This window comes from Clostridium sp. D53t1_180928_C8, from assembly GCF_015667795.1.
Classification (GTDB): domain Bacteria; phylum Bacillota; class Clostridia; order Clostridiales; family Clostridiaceae; genus Clostridium.
Window position 1 is genome coordinate 1 of record NZ_JADPEL010000104.1, and the last position, 2,993, is coordinate 2,993.

Genomic DNA, 2,993 nt, shown 5'->3' on the forward strand with positions numbered 1-2,993 from the left:
ATATATACCATACTAAAATTATTAAATAATAAAAAATAGGACTATATTAAAATTACTATTTCACAAGTTAATTAACTTGCTCAATATATATTTTAATATAGTCCACTTTATACTTATCTATTTTCACCTAAAAATAATACTGCTAAAACTCCTGGGCCTGCGTGAGCTCCTATAACATTTCCAACATAGTTAATAACTATATTTTTAAACTTAACTTCTTCTAATATCATATTTCTTAAAGCTTCTGCATCTTCTAAACAATCTCCATGACATATATATAAAGTTTCATTCTCACTATTTACAGCTTTTTCTTTTACCTCATTAACTAGGAATCTTAAAACTTTCTTTTTTCCCTTAATTTTTTCACCTTGAGCTACTTTTCCTTGCTCATCTATATATAATGATGGTTTAATATTTAAAAGACCTCCAATAGCCGCTGTTGCACCTGAAATACGTCCGCCCCTTTTTAAGTGACTCAAACTATCTACGACAAAAGAATGTACAACCTTCTTTTTATTTTCCTCTAGCCAAGTAGTTATTTCTTCTACACCTAATCCTTTATCTCTCATTTCACAAGCTTTAACTACTAATAATCCTTGTCCGCTAGCAACACTAAGTGAATCCACTAAAAAAATCTTTGCATCAGGATATTCTTCTAATATATTATTTTTTGCTATATTAGCACTATTAAAAGTGCCACTTAATTCTGAAGATATTGTTATACAAATTATAGAATCTCCATTTTTTATAGAATTCACAAATTCTTCTTCAAATTCATGAGCATTAACTTGAGATGTTGTAGGCGTAGCCCCTTCTCTCATTTGTTCATAAAAATCTTTATAACTTAATGTTTTACCTAAATCATCTTTTATTACTTTTCCATTTAAGTTTAATACTAATGAAAGTAATCCTATATTATTGTTATCTATATATTCTCTTGCTAAATCACACGACGAATCTGTTATTATTTTTATTCCCATAATCTTCATCCTCCACTAACTCTATAAATAGTTGTGTTTTTATCTTAATGAGATTATATATACAAATTACATTATTGTCAAATCTTTTGATTTTCAAACTTCTTGCTTTGTATCTTAAATAAAAAAAGAGAGGCCTCTGCCTCTCTAATATATAAACTATTTAATTAATGATTCACCTGTCATTTCAGCTGGAACATCTAATCCCATTACTGTTAACATTGTTGGTGCTATATCAGCAAGCTTACCATCTTTTAAAGATTTACCTTCTGTATTGTTAGCTACCCATACAAATGGAACTGGATCAGTTGTATGTGCTGTGAATGGATTTCCTGTTGTGAAATCAATCATAGTTTCAGCATTTCCGTGGTCAGCAGTTATGAATACTGTTCCATCTAATTCTAAAACTTTATCTACAACTCTTCCTAAGCATGTATCTACAGCTTCAACAGCAGCTTTAGCAGCTTCCATTACTCCTGTATGTCCAACCATATCTGGATTAGCATAGTTTAATATAACCATGTCATATTTTCCTGAATCTAATCTATTGATTAATTCATCTGTTAATTCTGGTGCGCTCATTTCTGGTTTTAAGTCATAAGTTGCAACCTTTGGAGATGCAATAAGAGCTCTATCTTCACCTTCGTTTTCTTTTTCAACACCACCATTGAAGAAGAATGTAACGTGAGCGTATTTTTCTGTTTCTGCTATTCTTAATTGATTTAATCCCTTAGAAGCAACATATTCACCTAAAGTGTTAGTTATAGCTTCTGGTCTGTAAGCAACTTCAACACCTTCTAAAGTCTTATCGTATTGAGTCATTGTTACAAATGTTAAATCTAAAGTTTCTCTTTCAAATCCTGTGAATTCTCTATCATTGATAGCTCTAGTTATTTCTCTAGCTCTATCTGGTCTGAAGTTGAAGAACACTACTGAATCTCCATTCTTTATTGTTCCAGTTGGAGCTCCGTTAGTTTCTATAACGCATGGTAATACGAACTCATCTGATTTGTTATCAGCATAAGATTTTTCCATACATTCAACAGCAGATGTAGCAGTTTCACCTTTTCCAAGTACCATTGCATCATAAGCTAATTGTACTCTTTCCCATCTGTTATCTCTATCCATTGCATAGTATCTTCCTGAAATAGTAGCAATTTTACCTACTCCGATTTCAGCCATGTAGTTTTCTAATTCAACTACGAAGTTTTTTCCTGAACCTGGAGCAACGTCTCTACCATCCATGAAGCAGTGAACATATACGTTCTTAACTTCTTGTTCTTTAGCTAATTTTAATAATCCTTTTAAGTGATCTATATGAGAGTGAACTCCACCGTTAGATAATAATCCCATTAAATGTAATGAAGTATTATCTTTCTTTGCATTTTCCATAGCTTTTAATAAAGCTTCGTTCTTGAAGAATCCACCTTCGTTTATTTCTTTAGTTATTCTTGTTAATTCTTGATATATAATTCTTCCTGCACCGATGTTTAAATGTCCAACTTCTGAGTTACCCATTTGACCATCTGGTAATCCAACAAACATACCACTTGCTTGTAATTCTGAGTGAGGATAGTTTGCAACTAATCTATCATAATTTGGTTTTTTTGCAGCAGCAACTGCATTTCCATCGCTCTCTGGAGCTATTCCAAATCCATCTAATATCATTAACATTACAGGTTTCTTCGCCATAATTCCCTCCAAATATATATATACTTTTTTAGTTTCAAAAAAAATTATAACTTTGTGAGTTTCATTATGTACTCAAATCTTATTGAATCTCACTCGTCATTAGTATCTTTAATTGAACCATGTTTATTATACTATAATTATTATTACTAAACAATATAGTTAGTTTTTTGTAAACGTTTGTCTAAAAAATTTTCTGATAATTTATTTTTTACTAAATGAGCCAAAAATATTTAATTATTTTGAAAAGAATCAGGACCACCCGTAAAACGGGTGGTTTGCTCTACGCCTATAAGGCTCTGTTACTGGCCGTGCTACTCGCACGTC

At 31.3% G+C, this 2,993-nt stretch carries 2 protein-coding genes; both read right to left on the reverse strand.

The window, feature by feature from the left end; translation table 11 throughout:
* Positions 1-113: 113 nt before the first annotated feature.
* A complete protein-coding gene (locus I4V51_RS20580) occupies positions 114-980 on the reverse strand; it encodes a DegV family protein (RefSeq protein WP_243281591.1) in 867 nt (288 codons plus the stop codon).
* Between the two features lie 156 nt (positions 981-1,136).
* Positions 1,137-2,669: a 2,3-bisphosphoglycerate-independent phosphoglycerate mutase gene (gene gpmI, locus I4V51_RS20585; protein WP_195990308.1), complete on the reverse strand. Its 1,533-nt coding sequence runs from the start codon at positions 2,667-2,669 to the stop codon at positions 1,137-1,139.
* Positions 2,670-2,993 lie beyond the last annotated feature (324 nt).